Genomic DNA, 406 nt, shown 5'->3' with positions numbered 1-406 from the left:
GGATAGGTGCCCATCAGATAGAACTTGCCCTCGGGCCGGAAGAAAACGCCGGTGGGGTCGATCGTCAGCCCCACCTTTCCTTCCAGGGGCGTTCGGCAATCGACGACGAACAGCGAGCGTCGGCGTGGCTCCACGGGGACGTCGAGCCCAGCCATCCCAGCGACTTTCTTGCCGTTGGTGCCTGAGGTGTTGACCATCGTGCCACAGGCAATCGTCTGGCCGCTCTTCGTCGACACGGAAACGATGCGATCTCCCTCTCGGTTGATGGCGACGACTTCGTCTTCGATGTATTCGACGCCGAGCGAGCGCGCCTTCTTGCGAAAGCCCTGCAGCAGACCGACACTGTCGAACCAGCCCTCGCCCCGCTCGCCGGTGCTGCCGAGCGTCAATCCTTCGAGGTTCAGCC

General features: G+C 63.1%; 1 protein-coding gene. It reads right to left on the bottom strand.

The features are described 5' to 3' along the window. Positions 1-406, bottom strand: a 406-nt coding sequence (locus AF337_RS18600) for an NAD(P)/FAD-dependent oxidoreductase (RefSeq protein ID WP_152971135.1), incomplete at both ends; no start/stop codon positions are given.

Source organism: Rhizobium ecuadorense, assembly GCF_001187535.1.
Classification (GTDB): Bacteria; Pseudomonadota; Alphaproteobacteria; order Rhizobiales; family Rhizobiaceae; genus Rhizobium; species Rhizobium ecuadorense.
This window is presented reverse-complemented; position numbering and strand designations above follow the sequence as displayed.